Source organism: Roseivirga sp. 4D4, from assembly GCF_001747095.1.
Lineage (GTDB): Bacteria > Bacteroidota > Bacteroidia > Cytophagales > Cyclobacteriaceae > Roseivirga.
In genome coordinates this window covers 2,415,401-2,434,258 of the sequence record NZ_MDGP01000001.1, presented here as the reverse complement: position 1 = coordinate 2,434,258, position 18,858 = coordinate 2,415,401, and the positions used below count along the sequence as shown (strand labels likewise).

Genomic DNA, 18,858 nt, shown 5'->3' with positions numbered 1-18,858 from the left:
ATTTTTTATGAATCAGTTTCCGTTCGGTTTGTACCTAAAAACTCGGGTAGTGGCAAAGCTGTCATACACCGGAAAGTACTTGTTGAGAATGCCTTTGTACTTCTCGTAATGCTTACCAAGCGTTCTTTCTCCTTGCAGTACATCTGAGTACTGAAACATAAGGGTAATCTTGGTCTTATTCTCATTGAGAATGCCATCTTTCACGAGTTCGCGTTGTACTTCTTCCATCATCTTTTTTGACTTTGCAAGTGCATTATTGACACCTCTTATAAACTTGACGGGCTTGCCGTCTTTCATGATTACCACCTGAGCCAATTGGGCAGAATCTTTACCTGCCAAGTAGCGCTTAATTTCATCCCATGATTCTGCTTTCAAGGTATCCTGCTTTGTGTCTTGAGGTATTATTTCAACGGACTCTGGAGCCACGGAAGCTTTGCCTACAAAAGCACTGCTTATAATAGTGGCTGTAAGTAAGAGAGTAATGATGCCGACCTTTGGGCTAATGTTGGTTTTCTTTGGATAAATCATACGTTCTATTCTGTTTTTAAATTCTGAGTTATTGCCTTTGGCTGCCAATGCAACCTGATTTGAAATTGAAATTTCTTGAAGCCTCATTAGCGCTCGGCTATAGGCCAATTCGTCATATACTTTAATCACTTCATCGTCACAAGCGTATTCCATTTCTCTTCTCAAGTCCCTTATGATCATTATGAGAAATGGGTTGAAGAAGAACAGCGTCTCAAGACCGACTAAAATGGCATTAATCAGATAGTCGTGATGCTTGATGTGCATGAGTTCATGCCTGATGATGGTGTCGAGCTCATCAGAAGAAAAACCGGAAATAAGACCTGTCGGAAAGTATATAATAGGTTTCAGCGTGCCGATCGTCATAGGGGAATTGATCAACGAGCTCACCATGAGTTTTACTGAACGAGAAACATTTAATGTATTGCGCATTTCGCTGACTTTGCCAAGAGTGGTATCATCGTTAACTTCGACTGCTGATGCTTTGCATTGATGAAGTCTATTACGGTTAGTCATAAACCGCACAATACCAATGCCTATTCCAGTTAACCAAATGATGTTGATTAAGAGGCTATTATCACTCACCCAGAGTTTGACTTGTTCAGTCAAAGTAGTCGGAGAATGAAAGTAGACCGGTTGTGATTCTACCAGGCCAAAACCCTGCTGGGCTATGGGTAATGGAGATTTCGAAAAGAGGGTAGCAATGGTGAGTAATAGAAAGATAGAGATCCCCCATATCTTCAACACCCTCCTGTGCTTTGATTTTTTCAGTAAGAAGGAAAGGAGGTTGACGAGAACCCAAAGGCCAAGGGCTATCCACAAGGAGTGGATCAATGTCCAAGTCATTATGATTTCTAAGCCTCTCATTTCTTCTTTCTTTTGTTTTCAAGCTGGTCTAGCATAGCACGGATTTCGTCAAGTTCCTCCTGACTAGGTTGTTGGTTGCCTAAGGCTTGTAGGATCAGATTTTGAGAAGAACCGCTAAAAACTTTGTTGACAAAGCCACCCAACATTTCTTTTTGTACATCTGTCTGCTCGACCACTGCCGAATATATATGCGTCTGTCCTTTGGGTTCACGGCTTAGAAATCCTTTATCAAACATGTTCTGAATGATCTTCAGTGTGGTGGTATAGCCAGTACTCTTCGTTTTGGTCAAGTGATTGTGCACTTCTCTTGCCGTTGCACTACCAAACTCCCATAAGACGGTCAATACTTCGAGCTCACTGTTGGTAGGTTGAACCTCCATAAATTATACTTTTTAGTTACTCTACGATTTGTGTCGTAGCAAATGAAGGAAGTTTATAAATTGGAAACAAGAAAAACCTACGATTTCTATCGTAGGTAAGAAGAAAGTACTCCAAACTAGCTATTTAGGAGGTTTTGTCAATTCAAGTTAAAGACCTAGGATCTTCTTTGAAGCAGCAATTCCAGCTTTGAGAAAGTCCATGACTATCTTGGATTGCTGTGCGGCCGACTTTGACTTTACTATTTCAGATGCTTTTAGTACTGCCCCATTGAATGGCTTTTCAATCCATTCTCCATGTGGAAGCGCTTCTAAATTCTTATAGTGATTATCTCCAGCTTGGGACCAGGTGGTAATATAATAATAGGGTTCTTCACTGGCAGAATCAGGAATTCCCAGGCCAATACTGAATGATTTGGTAGCATTGCCTGCATCATCAAAAGTCATGGGTATGTAAACGCCATGGTCGAAGTGATGCGGCCAGGTTCTGGTGGTAGAGGCTGTTTCATGAGCCTTGGCAAAGTACTCAAGTGCCAAGTTACTGTTCGCCCTATGCTTGGCCATTTCTTCGAATAGGGCCGGTGTATGCAATTTATATGGAGTTCCCTTGTCTGTTTCATGCTCAGGGATATCATAGTGGATGTCCATTTTCATTAGAGAGGCATCTTTACCGAATTCGGTGAGCTGGCTTTTGACCCATGACAGCGCCTCATCATTGGTTTTGCCATGTAGCGGAAACTCAGAAGTTGGTTTCATGTCAGCATTGTACACAATCAAAGTGAGGTCTCTTGATCGCATCGCAAAGCGAAAATTGCCCTTGCGTTCTCGTATCCAATTCCCTGCAAGCACCTCTTCCTGGGGTAGCCATCTCAGGTGGGTATGACTATCGTCAGGCAGATTTTTGACATAATGTTTACCGGCCATTGCGATAAACTGTACACCTCTGTGAATTTGCGCAATAGCCGGAGCCAAAGTTTTGGGGTCTTCACTACCGAGTAGTGACCAATTGGATTTGATTGAAGCAAGGCTCATATTATCTGCTAATCTCCTTCAAGTCTTTTGCGTACTCTTTTTGGCAAGTTGGGCAAACATAGCCTTGCGCATGTTTCTTAAGCTGGATGCCACTTACATGGTTTACCACAAAGTCTTGAATAAAGGCGTGCCTTGTTGTACTGTTATTGACGTCTATCTGTTTATCCTCCATCAAGTCAATGGCTTTTCCGCCATACTCTTGAAGCCCCCAACAGTTTGGGCAAACACCTTCGGGTGTGGGGATCGGATTCTTTTTCCAGTGGAATAGTCCCATTAGTCCTCGATTTTAACACCTTTCCAAAAGGCAACATAGTTCTTAATCCCCTTTGCTAATTCTGAGGTCTCAGGGTAATACCAGGCTGCATCCGGATTCTCTGACCCATTCACCTCTATGGTATAGTAGCTGGCTATTCCCTTCCAGGGGCAATTAGAATGGGTGGAGCTTTCCTTATAGTACTCCTTTTTGATGGATTCATGTGGGAAATAGTGATTTCCTTCAACCACAACAGTTTCATTGCTCTCGGCAATTACTTCATCGTTCCAAATCGCTTTCATAATTGATATTTTTCCTCCAACACAATATACAGGATATTAAGTTGCCATTTGGTGCATTCTTGGTTCAAGAATGTCGTCTGGCTGATAGTGTGATTTGGCAAGGGTATGAAATAAAGAAGCCAAGTGCTGCAATAGCACCCGGCCTCACGGTCTGATCAAAACAGCATTACTACTTTCTTATATCCGTTGAAGTATCCACAACAGCATTTGAAGGTTTCTTCATTCTGGATTCATCAAAACTCAAATTGAACTTGAAATCATAAGCCACATGGTCACCGAACTGTTGCTTTTGTTCTATGTCACTTGTGGTCATTAATGCAGGAAATTTTAGGCCATCAATTTCAGCGATATAATTATTGACCCTCAAGGCTGGTCCATAAGCCTTTTGATCCTTCGGTACGTTGAGTGTATCAAGCAGAGCGCCATAGCCTAAAGTGTATTCGTAACCCACCAGTAAAAACGTGGTGGCGTCAATGTAAAGGATGTAAGTGTCATTTTTGGATTTGCCTAATATAGGTGCCTGCTTATAGCCCATCTCTATCTTATAGACTTCATTTTCAAATGCTTTGTGATTGATTTTTTCAGGCTTGCCGAGCTTTACATTGGCATCTTGTGTGAGCCATGGTAAGTTCAAATAGTAAAACCAAACATAGTGCTGATGATTAGGCGGGTTGCCATTGCGCCAATTGACAGTCCAAACTTCTTCGCCATCATAAGTCAATTTAGAGCCAATTAGTGGCCAATCTTGATATGACCTTCTTGTCGTCATGTCAAAAGACTGTTCAGTGATCCAAAACCTCAAAGCCCCAAGGGACTCACTGTGCATTACAGTTTTAAAAGACATGGTTTTGAGACTTTTCCACTTGTCATAACCCCCATGGGCGACAAGCATTTTCTCAATCACCTCTTTAGACTTCTTGTTGGCATAGGTTGGGCCATCAGTCATGGCTGACAACTGTTGCAAAGAGAGTCCACAGAGTATCACGAAAACCGAAATCTTGTATAGCCGTTTCATTTCTTTGAAGCACTAACGGGGCGCAATCAAAGAGGTATTTCAAGATGTTGTGAACAACAAAAGATGTCGTTATCGACAATGAGGGTTTAGAAACTTGATCTATTAAATCAAGTTTACATCGGCCATGACTTCGAGTAGTGCCGGTCCGTCATGAGCCAATATCTTTTCCATTTGACGCTCCAAATCACTCTTATCTTCGACTCGAATACCCAGGGCGCCACAACTGTTAGCATACTGGGAGAAATTAGGGTTATGCAAGTCGGTAGCCCATACATCAAACTCTCCAGCCCGTTGTTCCTTGGAGATTTTACCGAGCTCTGAGTTGTTCAGTAGAATAAGCTTAATCGGCATTTTGTATTTAACAGCTGTAGTCAACTCGGCAAGGTATTGGCAAAAGCCACCATCACCTGCCACGGCTATCACTGGTCGTGTATCGCCCACAGCCGCCCAAGCGCCCATGGCAGCTGGAAAGGCAAAACCAATAGAGCCTAAGTAACCTGACATAAGAAAATCGTGTGATTTACTCTCGAAGTATCGACCGAATGAGTAGGCATTGTTTCCAACATCTACGCACATCACAGCATTTTCAGGAGCTAGCTTGTTCATCGCCTCGAATACGGCTATAGAACTGATACCTTCTCCACGGTCATCGATCAAGCGTTTAGCCTTCTCTGATTTCCATATTGCCCATCTTTTGGCGACCTCTGGCCTTTGGTCAGCTGTCTCGATTTTGCCAGAAAGTGCATCGCTAAAGATTTTTACCGTAGCCGATATTTCCCCCCAGATGGGTGCATCTATTTTGTGGAATTTACTCAGCGCCAGCGGATCGAAATCGACCTGAATAGTAGGTTTGTGATCAGTGATTCCTGTATGATTCGAGAAAGAAGCACCGAATACACAAAGCAAATCTGCTTCATTCATAAACCAAGAAGCGATTGGAGTTCCGCTTCTACCGAGCACTCCACAACCAAGTGGATGGCTATCGGAGATAAGTCCTTTGGCTTTAAAAGTAGTAAGGACAGGAGCGTTCATACTTTCAGCGAAAGCGGTGATGGCATCCATATGGAATCTTGCACCATGACCGACAATGATAACGGGTCTCTTCGCTTCTTTAAACATCGACAACGCTTTGTCAATACTCTCCTGCGCAGGAGTAATCTGTGGAGCAGGCATTCTGCCTTCCATAGTTTGCGCCACTGCATTTTCTGGAGCAGGGAGTTCTTGCACCTCATCTGGGAAGGTTAAATGTGACACATCCCTTCTTAGAATAGCGTGTTTAACCGCCAAAGACATCAATTCCGAATGCTTAGAGTTGTTTTGCACGCGATGATTGAATTCGGCAACTGTACTGAACGCTTTCACTAAATCAACTTCCTGAAAATTGCCTGTTCCTACAACCTGGGTGGCTACCTGGCCCGTTAAAGCTAAAATGGGAGCCCGATCTACTTTTGCATCCCATAGACCGGTAAATAAATTGGTGGCGCCAGGACCTGCAATAGAGAAGCAAGCGGCTGGTTTTCCAGTCAGTTTTCCGTAAGCCGAAGCAGCAAAAGCAGCAGCACCTTCATGGCGAATGCCGTAGAAGTTAAGATTGCCTTTTTCTTCCTGTCTTCTCATCGCATCAGCAAAACCCAGGTTGGAATGTCCCACCATACCAAATACTTTGTTAACTCCCCAATTGACCATGGTTTCTGCCATGACATCAGAAATGGTGTTTTCATGAGGAGCTTCTTCTTCAATACCCACATAGACCGCATCATCTTCTACTTTGGTCAAGAATGTCGCTACACCATCATCAAAACCTGGAGCAATTCCAGTACATGGGTGGTAATCCCATCCATGCCAAGGGCAACGCAAAAGACCGTTTTCAATACTGCCTTCACCCAGAGGCCCTCCTTGATGGGGGCATTTGTTATCTAGGGCCGAAAACTTGCCTTCAAAATGAGTGAGACAGATGCCTTGGTGTTCGGCTGTAACGGACATTACGCGCCCTTCGGGCAATTCCTCGGTGTTGTCGAGCACTTTGTGCCATTTCATTTTTGTAGCCATGCGTCTATGGGTTAATTCGGTTTAAAAATTGGTCTCGTTTGATCTTTACCTTTCTAGTAGAGAAAACAATGAGGAGCAGAGTGGCCAATACAAGGGTTGACACACCAATGATTAAGAGAATTGTTCTTAATCCACTATCATGCATCTCTGATTGTAAGGTAAAGATGGCTTCAATCAGGCCAGCAACGGAAAAAACAGCTATGCTGATGTAGAGCCCAACCTTTGCGAGATTCAATAGGAAGAGCTGAGATATCTTCTTTTTAATCAGTGATGTGTCACACAAATCATCCCTCAACAGTTGGTTGATCTCATCACTTGTAGCAGTACTTAAATGAGAGGTCGACATGATGATCATACCAATGCCAGGAAGAAGTGTTAGTGGTATGACCCAGTTATCCATTATTCTAGTCGTCTAATTTTTTGAGGGTCTATATAGAGAATGTTCCATTCGTGGTGTTTTAAGAACTCACCTTGAATTTTAACACCTTGTGCTACAAAGTCGAGGACTTCTTCATTAATGTCTTGTCCATCTTGTCCCTTGAGAATGAAGTATCTTGCCGTCTTCGCTTTGGTTTGTACAACATAAACCGGAGGGATACCTCCAGATATACATAAAGCAGCGCAAGATAAGTGCGGTTTATTTTGAGCCGGTTTCATCGAACCGAAGTAGCATTTAGGATCCACAATTTCTCCAGTCAACTCCACATAGTATGCCGGTGGTACTTCCTCGATCGGCATAAAAGCCATAACTTCTTTCCAGTCCAAAAGAGCATTTTCTTTTTCAGTGAGCTCCATAAGTGTAAATCCATCCTGGTAGATTAACGTTCCGCGAATGGTGACTTCAAAATCACTGATGCTTCCACCTGTCTTTTCCTGCATCTTTTCTACAGAACTTCGAGCCCCAAACTTCCCAAAGTCGATCAGCATGATGTTTTTGCCGATTTTTCCCTCTTCATCCGCAAGCACACGAATATGTGGAACAGGTTCCATTCTGATCACTCCTTTCACCTCAGTAAGTTCTCCGAATTCGTAGGTACCATTGGTAATGTGGTCATGGGAAGTGGAAAGGAAGTAAGAGACTCCTCCCATGATCACAAAGAGTAACACCACAAAAGCCAGTACGAATCTGACGATTCCTTTGGGTGCCTTGGGCATATATCCGATATAGAAGTCGTTCTTCATATTAGCTTTCTATGGTCACAGGTGCTATGGTCGTTCCTTCTGGCTTAGGCGCAGGATTTACAAATACGCGTTCACCTTCCAGCTTTAATTCGTAAGTCGATACTTTCTCTGTGAAAGGTGGAGGTGAAGTACCGTTATGTGGTTCATATTGATAACCATGCCACGGACATGTCACACAGCCATCGATTACCTTTCCTTCACCCAAAGGACCGTTTTGATGTTTACAGACATTGTTAATAGCGGATAGCTTTCCATCATATTTGAAAATGGCAATGTTCTCACCATTCAGGGTCAGTACTTTGGCGCAGTCATCTTGAATGTCTTCCAGATTGCAGGCGTAATAATAGCCGTCTGATTTTAGGTCCAGTCCTCTTCCAGATAGTACAGATGAGGCGAAATGCAGGGCGATAATGGTGACCATACCGAACATTAAACCCCCATATAAAAATGGAGAAGATTCTAATTGGACTACTCCGAGCATAACGTGCATAATGATCAGACCATAAGCCACATATACCATCATATGAAGTGCTTTCCACACTTTTGGACTTAGGTTTTTCAACCAAAAGTCATGACTGGTAGCTGCCATCAGGAAGAAAATGATTAAGGCTATGAAACCTAAAACCTGAAAGGGAAACCTCACCAGACTATCATAGCTGCCATTAGAAGTAAGAAGCGATAGGAGTGGGTTTTTATTCCCTAATGAATGAAACTGCAGTATGCTGAAGATACCATGGACTAATGCCACCAAAAACATGGTAACTCCCAAATGTCTCCGGTTATAGAGTAGTGGCAAGAACCGCTTGTTCAATCTTGATAATGGACCAATACTGAGAATGATGTGAAGTAAGAGCAAAGCTAAAGTGGCTGTTGCCCGAATAATCATTGTTTCGGCCGTTAGTTCTGGATTGAAGGTGGCCGTAAATCCGACATAGAGACCAATATAGGCCACAACGAAGATGGCTAATATGATATCATATATCCTCTTCTGCCGATTCCACAGTATGCCCGCATAGTTTACACTCATTCTGCAGAAGTTTCGATTAACTGATGATACAAGGTCTTGTCATTGAGTTTGTCGACCAGCAAAAGATAGGTCTGTCCGCTCATCTGAGTGTCAAGATCAAAGCTATATTCTCCCATAGTGTGAATGGCTCCTAAGAGTACCGCATCCTCATTGAATTCTTGTGACCTTGAGACATAGGCTAGTGTAAAGGCTGATTTCAAGGGTGCTTTGATATTTAAGTCTAGGGTATTGGCTGTTTGGCTTTGCTCTATGACGATCGGGTAGTCCACGTTGTCAATTCCACAAATACCGATGTCTAATGTGCATGAATGCCTAGGGATATCGGCAATTACATTTTGAGGTATCGCTTCAATGGCCTCCAGACAAAGTAGGGGAAGGGCAATACCCAGAACCATCCACATATACCGATGTCTCTTGCGGAGCTTTACGTTCATGATAGCTCTCCTTTCTTCACCTTTTTAAGTAAGATGGGCCACAGCGCCACGGTTCCAGGAAAAATCAGAATCTTCATAAACCTGGGTGCATCTTTGACTCCCTCATCAATTTTACGAACTCCATTCTTGATAAAGGGGAAATAGAACACGATCCCTATGAGGATGTAAATCCCTAACGCGATTAACAATATCGTAGCGATCACCTCAATCATTAGTCAATTTGGCCTCTGCTTCCGCTATTTTCTGTTCCATTTCTCTTTCGTGATAGACTGCTTGTTCCACTGCCTTGGCCACCACATCAGCAAGAGAAGTATCAAGTGCCGAAGGGATTACCATTTCTTTGGTTGGTTGTTCAACCGAGCGTGCAATCGCGTAGGCTGCTGCCAATTTCATCTCAGTACTGATGACCTCGGCTCGCGCCATAAGAGCTCCTTTGAAGATACCCGGGAATGCCAGTACATTATTGATTTGATTAGGGTAGTCGCTTCTACCCGTTCCCACAATAGATGCTCCAGCCGCATGGCATTCTTCTGGAAGGATTTCGGGTGTAGGATTGGCCATGGCGAAAATGATCGGGTCATCCGCCATATTCTTAATGTCTTCCTGTGTTAAAATATCTCCTTTACTGACACCGATAAATACGTCAGCACCTTGGATCACATCATGAATATCACCATCCACATCATCAAAGTTGGAATATTTGAGTAGCTCGGTTTTGGCCTTGTTGAGATCGTGGCGAAACCTATGGATTGCGCCCTTGCTATCGCAAACAATAAGTTGCTTGACCGATCGGCATAGTTCAGAATCGATATCAAAGCATCTCAATAGCTTGGCGATGGCGATTCCTGCTGCACCGGCTCCATTGATTACGACTTTCATGTCCTCTAATCTTCTGCCAGTAACCTTAGCCGCATTGACAAGCGCGGCAAGTGTAACGATGGCTGTGCCATGCTGATCGTCATGAAAAACAGGTATTCCTAAGTCTTGTAGTTTCTCTTCGATTTCAAAGCTTTCTGGCGCTTTTATATCTTCAAGGTTAATCCCCCCAAAAGCCGGGGCTATTCGGGTGATGGTTTCTATGATATGTCTTGTGTTGGTACTGTCAATACAGATTGGCACGGCATTGATACCTGCAAACTTCTTGAATAGCATTGCTTTACCTTCCATTACAGGTAGTGAGGCCAGTGGGCCAATATCTCCAAGTCCCAAAACGGCTGTTCCATTCGTGACAACAGCAATGGTGTTGCCTTTCATGGTCATATCATAGGCACGTTCAGGGTCCTTCTCAATTTCTAGGCAAGGCTGAGCAACACCTGGTGAATAGACCAGAGATAAAGTGTCCGTATTATCTACAGCAATCTTGTTCGTCATCTCGATCTTACCCTGCATTTCTTCATGCAGCTTGACCGATCTCTTATATACTTCTTCCATTATTTTTCTTCTTCCTTAAGGGTTCACACCCGCGTATGAGATGCCCGCCAATTTATGGATATCCCAGTTGAATGTGCTCAGGTCACTATGATTAAATTTCGTGAAATCATCGTGGCCACATGAGCGGGCTACAACTTTCATTAAATCAGTAGTAGCACTAAAGAAGTTGTGCAGTTGTTTGGCAGAAGACTGAATAATTAGCCTCTCTCTTAAATTTTCTTTTTGGGTAGCGATACCCACTGGGCAGTTATTGGTGTTACAGGCTCTCATACCCAAACAACCAATCGCCTGAAGAGCCGAATTAGAAACGGCAACCGCATCTGCACCCATCATCATCGCTTTGGCGAAGTCTTCGGCCACACGAAGTCCTCCAGTGATAACCAGTGATACTCCCTCGGCATTTTTCTTGTCTAAATGCTTTCTGGCTCTGGCCAATGCAGGAATGGTAGGTACGTTGATATTATCTCTGAGTATGGTAGGTGCGGCTCCGGTACCACCACCGCGGCCATCGAGAATGATATAGTCTACTCCAACTTCCAAAGCAAAGTCAATATCTTCTTCCAGGCGAGCAGCTGAGATTTTAAAACCAACAGGTATTCCACCAGTTACCTCTCGCACTTTTTCTGTAAAATCTTTAAAGTCTTGAACCCCGTGGAAGTCAGGAAAGGTGGCGGGTGAGATGGCCGATTCCCCCTCATTCAATCCTCTTACTTCCGCAATCTCTTTTGAGACTTTATGACCCGGCAAATGTCCACCCGTTCCTGTCTTGGCACCTTGACCGCCTTTGAAATGGAAAGCTTGGACATTTTTGAGTTTATCCCAAGAAAACCCAAACTGAGCAGAGGCTAGTTCATAAAAATAGCGCGAGTTACTTTCTTGCTCTTCAGGAAGCATTCCACCCTCACCAGAACAAATACCCGTTCCAGCCATTTCTGCTCCTTTGGAGAGTGCCAGTTTTGCCTCCTTAGATAACGCCCCGAAAGACATGTCAGAGACGAACAGTGGAATATCTAGCTCCAGAGGCTTTTTAGCATTTGGGCCAATAATAGTTTTTGTGCCTACACTTTCATCATCTAATAGGGGTCTTCTGGACAGCTGGGCTGGCAAGAACTGAATGTCTTCCCATTTTGGCAGTGTATTTCTGTCTACTCCCATGGCTTCGGTCGGGCCATGATGTCCCCAATTTTTGAGACCATTTTGGGCAAGTTCCTTAATATAGCGGGTATAAGGTTCGGTAGATTCAGGATGTGTATCAGCATAAACACCCAAGTACTCATCTCTATTGAACTGGGCTGGATTGGACACTTCATAGTCAAGAACTTCCTGCTCATCAACGATTACCTCGTCATTCTCAATTTTGGAAGTGAACTTGTTTAAGAATTCACTGTTGTTGTACTCACTCACCCCCGTGTCGATGCGATAGTCCCAATTGTGTAGTCCGCAAATCAAGTTATGACCATCTACATGACCATCAGAAAGCAATGCCCCCCTATGTAAACAGCGACCATACAGTACTGAGACTTCATCTCCATATCGAATGACCACAAGGTCGGTGGAAGAGACTAAGGCATGGGTAGGTTCTTTTTCGCCAAGAGATGAAAATTTGGCAACCACTACAGGTTTTTGCATACTAAAAAGTGTTAGTTGTTTTAACTAAAGCTAAGTAATTCAATTCCAAAAAGAAAAGCTGTTAGGGAAGCGACAGTGTCTTCCAATCTTTTCAATTAGGATATCGCAAGATTGCCCTTGGCTTCAAGCTCTTTGTTTCTAATGAAATAGAGATAGTCTGCCAGTAAGTAGGCACCAATACCCGAGAAGATATGCCATAAGAAGTGGGTGCCAAACGGGACAATGTCAGTAAACTCTTTGTCCACTTGCCTGAAATATATGGCGAGCACAAAGCAAATGGCTCCAATAACAATATTGACAGTTTTCTTAAACTGATATTTTCTAAGTATTAGGAAGACTGGGACCAAAAAGGCTGCTCCACTAATCATATAAGAGGTGTTGATGCCGCCCTGACCTGGAATAAGATCAATGACACCAAAACGCATTAAGAATATCGGTGTAATTACGGCAAAGCTCATCCACCATTTGGGCAGCACGCGGGACCAGAAATAAACGGTAATCATCAATGTCAGTATGAGTGCAGGCATAAAGTCCATGAGCAGAAATACCCTTGAAGTTCTAAGGCCGTGGAATAGGGTACTACCAATTCCATTTAAAAATAGAAAGGGGATTGCTGCAAGGAGAAAGCCATATTGCTTAGGATTCTTTCGGATTTTCCAGAGAAAGTAAATAGCAGGAGCAGCAATGGCCAATGAGGAAACCGCATTCCACGGCTCAACAATTAAGTTGTCCGTGATTTGAGTTTCGGCATACCAGGGGCCGCCATCTGTAATTTGTTCTGGTCCTAAAAACATATCCAGCTATCTAACCGATAAATGCACAAAAGAGTTGTGCGGATTGATAATTATTCGTCAACTGTTTGACAAGCAGCAGGGATCATACCAGAGAACAGGATGATTCCTTAAAAAATGTTAAACCTAAGAAATTAGTTATTATTATGTAATCACTTACTTATATTCGATAAACGACTAAACCGATATGAAGACATTATCTACGATTCTTATAAGTATAATGTGTCTGATCACACCAAAGGATATTGTGATGCGGCATGATGTTGATGAAGCCAAGTATTTAGCACTTGCCGACCAATACGCAGGTTCAGTAGTGAGGTTAAATGCAGGATGTGGCACCTTTATAAGGGCTAATTGGATCCTGACTGCGGCTCATGTGGCTGTGGTTCCCCAAATTGGAGATGATGTCACTGTTGATGGAGTGAAGTACAGTATTAAGCAAAAAATCGTTCATCCAGATTTCGATATGAACAGGGGTATTGCCAATGATATCGCACTACTTGAATTGGAAAACCCTGTGCCTGGCGTTGAGCTGGCCAAGATATATGAATCAGATGATGAGGTAGGCAAACGTATCATTTTTGCTGGCACCGGTTGGGCAGGAACAGGTGATAAAGGCATGGCGGATGGTGCCATCAATAAGGATAGAAAAATGAGAGCCGCAGAGAATATGGTTAATGGTGTGAGGCAAGACGGTTTCATACGGTTCACATTTGATGGGCCTGATTCCAAAGATGCTTTGCCCCTAGAAGGCATAAGTGGACCAGGGGATAGCGGAGGACCAGCCTTATGGTTCGATGGCGATCAAGCCTATATTCTAGGCGTAAGTTCTCATCAGGATGGTAAGGGAATGGGAAAACCTGAAGGAAGATATGGTGTGGATGAGTTTTATACTCGGGTTTCGACTTTTGCCGATTGGATCAAAGAGACCATAAAATAGAAAAGCCAGCAGGACGCTGGCTTCTCGGTACTTGTACTAAGTCCAATATTCAACTTTAGTTGACTAAAGCAGCATGTACAATACCATTGTTTCCTGTTAAGACATCCGTTTCGTAAATGAAATAGGGGTTGGCATTGGCCGAGCTATTCTCTAATACAAAGCCAAAGCCAGAAGTCGCATTCTCTGCTGCGATCATGCGCCACCAAATTCCTTTTTCGCTTTCTAATGATAAGTCTGTTTGGAAGCTAGAACGCTCATAACGCTCGTCACTTTTAAAAATGTGCCCCAGTAAGAAGTCTCTCGTTTTGGCTGGTTGTCCACTATGGGTGAATTCATCAATTACATCAGCAACAGTGGCTTGAAAGTTAGGTGAACTCCATTCTACTGCGAGTAACTCGAATACTTCGTTGGAGGGAGCGAAGACAGTGACTTCCAAGTTATCAGATTCATTGAGCATCTGTAGTACACCCGTTTCTCCTTGTGGGATTTCCCTGTCGGCAATTGTGATAAGGGCTGCAAATTCGCTAAAGGCAGCGGATTGCATAATGAGGGTTCCAATATTTTCCTGAGGATCATCTTCAGGCGAAGTCTCTTCGGTTTCACCACAGCTCTGGAGTAGTATACTGGCTGAAATAATGAGCAATAGGCATACATGCCTGATGGGTTGGTCAAGTTTCATAATTCAAAATGTTAGGTGAAAGGATCAATTTGACCCTATATAAAGCTAAGAATTCCGTTGGTTATCAGGTAATTACGATTTACAAAGCAGATGTTTGGATGGGAATAACAAAAATTAATCTGGGTGATACATCCCCAGGCCAAATCAAAGGTTCTGCCAATGATTTAGTAGGGAAACAGAAGGAGAGCCCATGGTTTTGGACTCTCAATTCTTTAAAAGTTGAAGTTATCGGGGTCTGGTCCAAGCCTTCTTCCTCTATCAAGCGAAGCGATGAGGTTCATTTCATTTTCCGATAAGTCGAAATCGAATATATCGGCATTCTCTACAATTCTCTTTTCCTTCACTGATTTTGGAATAACAATGATTCCTCTTTGAGTCAGCCACCTGAGAGTGATCTGAGCGGGTGATTTTTGATAACCTTTCGCGATTTCCCTCAATTCGGGAAGTAACATTACTTCACCCATCATGATCGGTCTCCACGCCTCGAGCTTTATTTCGTGGGCCTTGGCAAAGGCTTGTAACTCTCCCTGTTGTAGGTGCGGATGGGTTTCTACCTGGTTAATCATAGGGGTGATCTCAGCTACTGACATCAAGTCTTCTAAATGATGTACCTGAAAGTTACTGACTCCAATGGCCCTGACTTTGCCTTGTTTGTAAAGCGTCTCTAGTGCACGCCATGTATCTTTATACTTTCCAGCGACAGGCCAATGAATAAGGTAGAGGTCTATGTAATCTGTTTGAAGCAATTCCAGACTATGCTCAAAAGCAGCTAGCGTATTTTCATAACCCTGGTCACTATTCCATACTTTAGTGGTTAGGAAAATTTCATCCCTAGGTATTCCGCTGGCTTTAATGGCATTTCCAACTCCCGCTTCATTCTGATAAGCAGCTGCTGTGTCTATAAGCCTGTAGCCATTTTGTAATGCTGTTCTTACTGCGGACTCTACTTCTAAACCATCTTTTGCCTTGAGTACTCCAAGCCCGACCATTGGGATAGAGACTCCATTACTTAATGTTGTTTCTTGAATGTTCTGTGTTAATGTTTCCATGATTATTTGGTTTTAATGTTTCTTAATCTTTTAAGACCCGGCAACACCAGGTATTGTAAAATGAATACCATAAGTCCGGATAGGACTAGTGTTCGCATGTAAATGGGCATGGGCGATAGCCATTGGCTAAGGCCATAAAAGAGCAAAGTGATTATGAGGTAAACTATACCCCAAAGCGTCACTACATTTTTTAATTTACTCATCACTGTATTTCAATTTTTCAATTTTGTCTTTGTTGACAATACAATGATACGGGCCATATAAGGCATATTCCTTATATGATCTATTTCAAAAATTACACTTATTATAGATTTTACTGTAAAAGCCGATTGGCTCTCCTAAACTTAAGGGGGGTGGACTGTGTAAGTCGCTTAAAAAACCTGTTGAAGTAAGATATGTTAGTAAAACCTAATCTGTGAGAGATTTCTGCCATCTGAAGATCGGTGTGCATCAGGTAGCTTTTTATTTCCAATAGGGTCTGGTGATGGATGTAATCAGACGCAGTCTTGCCTGTCAGGTTCTTTATTACAGTATTTAGATAACTTGGGTTTAAGTTGACTCTTGCTGCTATTAGTGCTACCGAGGCTTGTTGGTGTGTCTTGGAATCTGCTAGTAATTGAAAATACGTGGCAACTTCTTTTTTGAACTTGTTATAGATCGATAGTGGATTACTTTGCTGCCCGGCCTCAGTACCAAATTGATCAGTATATACTCGCCTGACCTGAATTAAGTATTGTTGAAGCAGATTTCTGAGCATTTCCTTTTTATCGGGCTGATTTGAGTTCATTTCCATCAGCATTTTTTCAAGCGTCTGCTTTATGGCTGCGGCAGTGCTTTCTTCCATCCTTAATATAGACTGTGAGTCTAGGTGGAAGTAGGGATATGCCTCTTGAAAGGTAGAGTGAAGCGCATTGATGCCAGCAAAGTCATCTGTGAAGCAAACTAGATACCCGGATATCTTTCTGTCAATGACCCAACTTTCCAACTTTCCAGGATGCGAGAAGTAGATGCTATCTATTGAATTCGAAAACTGCTGGTCTGGCAGGTTCCAAATCACTCCGGGGCTTGTTAAGAAGACTAGCCTATAGAAGTTACAGCGGAACAAGGGCATTTCTACCAACTTCGTATCTGGCTGGTCCTCTATGCGCATTATAGAAAAGTCATCTCCTTGGGGAGTACCAATCCTTAAGGTCTGGTAAAAATCAGAGATGGTCTTTAATAGAGGAATATGTCCTTCTTTCGACATGCTCCAAAATAGTAGATTATCGGGAAAGAAGACAGGCTGAGGTAACCAAAGAGTTTATTTGGGTTGATAGAAAGGGGCAGCATTTTCCTTGACCACTCCTTTTACAAACCAAGTCATCACATGGTTTTGTGGCCATCGCTGAAGCACTTTATGGTTAGCCTGATCATACCACACCGCATCGAATTCCCCTTTTGTTGTAATGACCACTCTCCATTCTTGCGATAGCTTGGTGGAATCCGCGTAATCTGCAGAGAGCGTGTCCCAGTCGACAGTGGATAGTACTTGCGGATCTATATGAGCAATTACCTCGGTTTCGTCCAAAATAGCGATCCACGTAGGATCACTGATATGTTCAATGCGATGTGTTTTTCCTTCGGAACCCCAGGCGATTCGAATCTCATTTCCATTGCGGATTGCATTGATCAATTCCATTTTGCTTCCCAGGATTGCATTTCCCTCCTTGTCATTTTTGTAGACTGGAACCCAATCATTCTTTTCCTGACAGCCCGAGCTTAGACTGAAACTGATAACGATAAACAACGAATAGAGTCTTTTCATAATCTAAATTTCGGATTGAAAGCAATCTTGGACACGGCTGCGGTAACTTCGGCCTATGGGTATTTTGGTACCAGGGATTTCGAGTGAGTCATAGCGAATGGCATTGACACACTTTGTATTCACAATAAAGGACTTATGGGTGCGCAAAAAACCTTTATCTCCTAACTGATCTTCCAAACTGCTAAGCGAATGGAGTGTCACCAATCTTTTGTCTTTGGTATGCCAACTTACATACTCTTTCATCCCTTGGACAAAGAGAATATCTTCTATGGCCAGTCTATGAATCACTTTTCCCTCTTTAAGCATTAAGGTGTTTTCAACTTCCTCCTCAGGCTTTTCGAACGTTTCACTTGCAGGTGTTTGATTGATTAGGTTATTGTTTTCTCTAATAAGGCCAAATACGGTACTGCCTAAGAGTGCAATGGAGTATGGGGCCGATCCTGAAAGAATCGTCCAGAAGGAAGTGACCCACCTGAATTTATAAGGTGTGAGGGCTTTAATGTTTGGAAAGGCCATTGAAAGTGTTGCATCAATTAGAGTATAGGCAACGGAGTAGATGAGGTATACTAAGCTTATGGAGATAAGCGAGAAGAGTAGGTAACGCTTAGTGGCGATCAATCGAAATAAGAGATGCCAGTTCACATATACGATGATGATCTGTAGTCCAACAATGACTAGGTTTTTTACTAGGTAAAAATCCAAATGTCTCCCCCCACTGAAAAGTAATGATTGAACAAACCAAAAGACTAGCCAAAAGCCGAGGTGTTGATATATCTTTTTATGTCTAGAGTTCATATCAAATGCGAGCTATCTAAAATACGATTTTGAAGCGTATAAGGCTGGTGTCGTTTGTAGATGTTAACTGGTTGTTTGTTGAATTAATTTCTGAATAGCACTTGAAGAGCCCAGATTTCCTCAAAAAAGAACATGAAACTCAGAAATTTATTAATCACAGGTTTGCTCGTCTTTTGTGTAAGCAGCTTACTATCGGCTCAAGAAGGTAGCTTGTACAAGGTCGTTTACGAAGCAGACAGAGAGGGAAATAGAATCAGTGGAAGCTTGGAAGAGCTTAATGATTATGTGAGGAATGGAAACCCAATAAGAGTGGGTTGGGAGTTGGGCAAAAGGGACTCCACAGGTAGGGCACGTCTTGAACACTGGACGGACGCGGGATTCATTACTATTCTCAAAGGCCATGTATTTGCTCAGATCACCTCGATTTATGGGCAAGGCAGTTCACATCCATCCATTGAGGTACCCTTTGTGCAAATGATGAATGGAGAGCCTGATGGCTGGGTCGCTATTATTGGAACTACTGGAGAAATGAGACAGAAATTTAAGACCGATCAAGCAACGCTTGACGCTTACAGGGAGATGGGTTTGAATGACGAGCAAATTGCAGAACAGCTAAAGGCACAGGAAAAGATGAAGGTAAGGACGATGTGGGCAGTAATGATCAAAGAATAATCCGA

23 protein-coding genes are annotated in these 18,858 nt (G+C 42.9%); 2 read left to right on the top strand and 21 right to left on the bottom strand.

Annotated features, from left to right (window positions below):
- Window positions 1–12: 12 nt before the first annotated feature.
- From BFP97_RS10680 to BFP97_RS10610, 15 genes are all read right to left on the bottom strand, one after another.
- The gene (locus BFP97_RS10680) at window positions 13–1,392 is read right to left on the bottom strand and encodes a M56 family metallopeptidase (protein ID WP_069842408.1); all 1,380 of its coding nucleotides are present in this window, start codon (window positions 1,390–1,392) and stop codon (window positions 13–15) included.
- Window positions 1,389–1,772 (bottom strand): BlaI/MecI/CopY family transcriptional regulator, encoded by a 384-nt coding sequence (locus BFP97_RS10675; RefSeq protein WP_069842407.1) that lies wholly within the window; start codon window positions 1,770–1,772, stop codon window positions 1,389–1,391. Before BFP97_RS10675 ends, BFP97_RS10680 begins: the two co-directional genes overlap by 4 nt.
- 147 nt (window positions 1,773–1,919) lie before the next feature.
- The gene (locus BFP97_RS10670; RefSeq protein WP_069842406.1) at window positions 1,920–2,801 is read right to left on the bottom strand and encodes a hypothetical protein; all 882 of its coding nucleotides are present in this window, start codon (window positions 2,799–2,801) and stop codon (window positions 1,920–1,922) included.
- Window position 2,802: 1 nt separating this feature from the next.
- Window positions 2,803–3,075: a hypothetical protein gene (locus BFP97_RS10665; protein WP_069842405.1), complete on the bottom strand. Its 273-nt coding sequence runs from the start codon at window positions 3,073–3,075 to the stop codon at window positions 2,803–2,805.
- Complete coding sequence (locus BFP97_RS10660) at window positions 3,075–3,356, bottom strand: DUF427 domain-containing protein (protein WP_170827449.1); 282 nt, start codon at window positions 3,354–3,356, stop codon at window positions 3,075–3,077. Before BFP97_RS10660 ends, BFP97_RS10665 begins: the two co-directional genes overlap by 1 nt.
- A gap of 169 nt (window positions 3,357–3,525) precedes the next feature.
- A complete protein-coding gene (locus BFP97_RS10655; protein ID WP_139135268.1) occupies window positions 3,526–4,371 on the bottom strand; it encodes a hypothetical protein in 846 nt (281 codons plus the stop codon).
- 102 nt (window positions 4,372–4,473) lie between these two features.
- A complete protein-coding gene (locus tag BFP97_RS10650) occupies window positions 4,474–6,420 on the bottom strand; it encodes a thiamine pyrophosphate-dependent enzyme (RefSeq protein WP_069842402.1) in 1,947 nt (648 codons plus the stop codon).
- A gap of 4 nt (window positions 6,421–6,424) precedes the next feature.
- Complete coding sequence (locus tag BFP97_RS10645; protein WP_069842401.1) at window positions 6,425–6,820, bottom strand: hypothetical protein; 396 nt, start codon at window positions 6,818–6,820, stop codon at window positions 6,425–6,427.
- Complete coding sequence (locus tag BFP97_RS10640; RefSeq protein WP_139135267.1) at window positions 6,820–7,602, bottom strand: hypothetical protein; 783 nt, start codon at window positions 7,600–7,602, stop codon at window positions 6,820–6,822. Before BFP97_RS10640 ends, BFP97_RS10645 begins: the two co-directional genes overlap by 1 nt.
- 1 nt (window position 7,603) lies before the next feature.
- Window positions 7,604–8,629, bottom strand: a complete 1,026-nt coding sequence (locus tag BFP97_RS10635) for a Rieske 2Fe-2S domain-containing protein (RefSeq protein ID WP_069842399.1) — start codon at window positions 8,627–8,629, stop codon at window positions 7,604–7,606.
- On the bottom strand, window positions 8,626–9,063 hold the full coding sequence (locus BFP97_RS10630) for a hypothetical protein (RefSeq protein ID WP_069842398.1): 438 nt from the start codon (window positions 9,061–9,063) through the stop codon (window positions 8,626–8,628). The genes BFP97_RS10635 and BFP97_RS10630 overlap by 4 nt, the downstream gene beginning before the upstream one ends.
- Window positions 9,060–9,275 carry a hypothetical protein gene (locus tag BFP97_RS10625; protein ID WP_069842397.1) on the bottom strand — a complete coding sequence of 72 codons (216 nt, stop codon included), beginning with the start codon at window positions 9,273–9,275 and terminating at the stop codon, window positions 9,060–9,062. Before BFP97_RS10625 ends, BFP97_RS10630 begins: the two co-directional genes overlap by 4 nt.
- Window positions 9,268–10,494 (bottom strand): NADP-dependent malic enzyme, encoded by a 1,227-nt coding sequence (locus tag BFP97_RS10620; RefSeq protein ID WP_069842396.1) that lies wholly within the window; start codon window positions 10,492–10,494, stop codon window positions 9,268–9,270. The genes BFP97_RS10625 and BFP97_RS10620 overlap by 8 nt, the downstream gene beginning before the upstream one ends.
- A gap of 15 nt (window positions 10,495–10,509) precedes the next feature.
- Window positions 10,510–12,123 carry a glutamate synthase-related protein gene (locus BFP97_RS10615; RefSeq protein WP_069842395.1) on the bottom strand — a complete coding sequence of 538 codons (1,614 nt, stop codon included), beginning with the start codon at window positions 12,121–12,123 and terminating at the stop codon, window positions 10,510–10,512.
- A 95-nt stretch (window positions 12,124–12,218) separates the two neighbouring features.
- Entirely contained in the window at window positions 12,219–12,917 is a 699-nt protein-coding gene (locus BFP97_RS10610; protein ID WP_069842394.1) for a ceramidase domain-containing protein, read from the bottom strand.
- 184 nt (window positions 12,918–13,101) lie between these two features.
- On the opposite strand from BFP97_RS10610, the gene BFP97_RS10605 reads away from it, so the two are divergent.
- Complete coding sequence (locus tag BFP97_RS10605) at window positions 13,102–13,854, top strand: S1 family peptidase (protein ID WP_069842393.1); 753 nt, start codon at window positions 13,102–13,104, stop codon at window positions 13,852–13,854.
- A 55-nt stretch (window positions 13,855–13,909) separates the two neighbouring features.
- Here the strand turns inward: BFP97_RS10605 and BFP97_RS10600 are convergent, their stop codons facing one another.
- The 6 genes from BFP97_RS10600 to BFP97_RS10580 all read right to left on the bottom strand — a co-directional run bounded on the left by BFP97_RS10600 (window position 13,910) and on the right by BFP97_RS10580 (window position 18,181).
- Window positions 13,910–14,533, bottom strand: a complete 624-nt coding sequence (locus BFP97_RS10600) for a fasciclin domain-containing protein (RefSeq protein WP_069842392.1) — start codon at window positions 14,531–14,533, stop codon at window positions 13,910–13,912.
- Window positions 14,534–14,745: 212 nt separating this feature from the next.
- The gene (locus BFP97_RS10595) at window positions 14,746–15,582 is read right to left on the bottom strand and encodes an aldo/keto reductase (protein WP_069842391.1); all 837 of its coding nucleotides are present in this window, start codon (window positions 15,580–15,582) and stop codon (window positions 14,746–14,748) included.
- Between the two features lie 2 nt (window positions 15,583–15,584).
- Window positions 15,585–15,785, bottom strand: a complete 201-nt coding sequence (locus BFP97_RS20645) for a hypothetical protein (protein ID WP_139135266.1) — start codon at window positions 15,783–15,785, stop codon at window positions 15,585–15,587.
- Between the two features lie 110 nt (window positions 15,786–15,895).
- On the bottom strand, window positions 15,896–16,828 hold the full coding sequence (locus BFP97_RS10590; RefSeq protein WP_069842390.1) for a helix-turn-helix domain-containing protein: 933 nt from the start codon (window positions 16,826–16,828) through the stop codon (window positions 15,896–15,898).
- Between the two features lie 54 nt (window positions 16,829–16,882).
- The gene (locus tag BFP97_RS10585) at window positions 16,883–17,386 is read right to left on the bottom strand and encodes a hypothetical protein (protein ID WP_069842389.1); all 504 of its coding nucleotides are present in this window, start codon (window positions 17,384–17,386) and stop codon (window positions 16,883–16,885) included.
- Between the two features lie 3 nt (window positions 17,387–17,389).
- Window positions 17,390–18,181, bottom strand: coding sequence for a LytR/AlgR family response regulator transcription factor (locus BFP97_RS10580; protein WP_069842388.1), 792 nt, complete (start codon window positions 18,179–18,181; stop codon window positions 17,390–17,392).
- 132 nt (window positions 18,182–18,313) lie between these two features.
- On the opposite strand from BFP97_RS10580, the gene BFP97_RS10575 reads away from it, so the two are divergent.
- On the top strand, window positions 18,314–18,853 hold the full coding sequence (locus tag BFP97_RS10575) for a hypothetical protein (protein ID WP_069842387.1): 540 nt from the start codon (window positions 18,314–18,316) through the stop codon (window positions 18,851–18,853).
- Window positions 18,854–18,858 lie beyond the last annotated feature (5 nt).

Coding starts and splice junctions, on each gene's coding strand:
- BFP97_RS10590 (WP_069842390.1), bottom strand. CDS start 16,828: ATGTCGAAAGAAGGACATATTCCTCTATTAAAGACCATCTCTGATTTT.
- BFP97_RS20645 (WP_139135266.1), bottom strand. CDS start 15,785: ATGAGTAAATTAAAAAATGTAGTGACGCTTTGGGGTATAGTTTACCTC.
- BFP97_RS10680 (WP_069842408.1), bottom strand. CDS start 1,392: ATGAGAGGCTTAGAAATCATAATGACTTGGACATTGATCCACTCCTTG.
- BFP97_RS10610 (WP_069842394.1), bottom strand. CDS start 12,917: ATGTTTTTAGGACCAGAACAAATTACAGATGGCGGCCCCTGGTATGCC.
- BFP97_RS10600 (WP_069842392.1), bottom strand. CDS start 14,533: ATGAAACTTGACCAACCCATCAGGCATGTATGCCTATTGCTCATTATT.
- BFP97_RS10605 (WP_069842393.1), top strand. CDS start 13,102: ATGAAGACATTATCTACGATTCTTATAAGTATAATGTGTCTGATCACA.
- BFP97_RS10630 (WP_069842398.1), bottom strand. CDS start 9,063: ATGAACGTAAAGCTCCGCAAGAGACATCGGTATATGTGGATGGTTCTG.
- BFP97_RS10580 (WP_069842388.1), bottom strand. CDS start 18,181: ATGAACTCTAGACATAAAAAGATATATCAACACCTCGGCTTTTGGCTA.
- BFP97_RS10650 (WP_069842402.1), bottom strand. CDS start 6,420: ATGGCTACAAAAATGAAATGGCACAAAGTGCTCGACAACACCGAGGAA.
- BFP97_RS10585 (WP_069842389.1), bottom strand. CDS start 17,386: ATGAAAAGACTCTATTCGTTGTTTATCGTTATCAGTTTCAGTCTAAGC.
- BFP97_RS10665 (WP_069842405.1), bottom strand. CDS start 3,075: ATGGGACTATTCCACTGGAAAAAGAATCCGATCCCCACACCCGAAGGT.
- BFP97_RS10675 (WP_069842407.1), bottom strand. CDS start 1,772: ATGGAGGTTCAACCTACCAACAGTGAGCTCGAAGTATTGACCGTCTTA.
- BFP97_RS10595 (WP_069842391.1), bottom strand. CDS start 15,582: ATGGAAACATTAACACAGAACATTCAAGAAACAACATTAAGTAATGGA.
- BFP97_RS10575 (WP_069842387.1), top strand. CDS start 18,314: ATGAAACTCAGAAATTTATTAATCACAGGTTTGCTCGTCTTTTGTGTA.
- BFP97_RS10625 (WP_069842397.1), bottom strand. CDS start 9,275: ATGATTGAGGTGATCGCTACGATATTGTTAATCGCGTTAGGGATTTAC.
- BFP97_RS10645 (WP_069842401.1), bottom strand. CDS start 6,820: ATGGATAACTGGGTCATACCACTAACACTTCTTCCTGGCATTGGTATG.
- BFP97_RS10670 (WP_069842406.1), bottom strand. CDS start 2,801: ATGAGCCTTGCTTCAATCAAATCCAATTGGTCACTACTCGGTAGTGAA.
- BFP97_RS10615 (WP_069842395.1), bottom strand. CDS start 12,123: ATGCAAAAACCTGTAGTGGTTGCCAAATTTTCATCTCTTGGCGAAAAA.
- BFP97_RS10660 (WP_170827449.1), bottom strand. CDS start 3,356: ATGAAAGCGATTTGGAACGATGAAGTAATTGCCGAGAGCAATGAAACT.
- BFP97_RS10655 (WP_139135268.1), bottom strand. CDS start 4,371: ATGAAACGGCTATACAAGATTTCGGTTTTCGTGATACTCTGTGGACTC.
- BFP97_RS10620 (WP_069842396.1), bottom strand. CDS start 10,494: ATGGAAGAAGTATATAAGAGATCGGTCAAGCTGCATGAAGAAATGCAG.
- BFP97_RS10640 (WP_139135267.1), bottom strand. CDS start 7,602: ATGAAGAACGACTTCTATATCGGATATATGCCCAAGGCACCCAAAGGA.
- BFP97_RS10635 (WP_069842399.1), bottom strand. CDS start 8,629: ATGAGTGTAAACTATGCGGGCATACTGTGGAATCGGCAGAAGAGGATA.